Annotated in this window: 1 pseudogene; it reads right to left on the bottom strand. The window is 62.1% G+C overall.

From position 1 onward, the window contains the following. Positions 1-59: 59 nt before the first annotated feature. Positions 60-248: pseudogene (locus AC5Y5O_RS32335) on the bottom strand (hypothetical protein); the annotation flags it as partial.

The raw sequence follows: 248 nt of genomic DNA on the forward strand, positions 1-248 counted from the left end.
TGGTCCGCATGTTTCTACACCAGTGCCAGTCCCTGTGTGCGCGACGGAAGTCCGGAGCTTTAGTTTCCGGTGTCCGCATGCCGATGAGGCAGCAGGATGATCGGCATCGCAGCCAGAACGAGGCACAGGCCGATGCCCTGCATCTCAGTGAGCCGATCATTGAGCAGGACCCAACTGAAGGCGACCCCGAAGACCGGGGTGAGTATGGTCCATGCGCTCAGCGTCACCAGCGGTGCCCGCTGCAGCTC

This window comes from Mycobacterium sp. NGS40 (genome assembly GCF_059812735.1).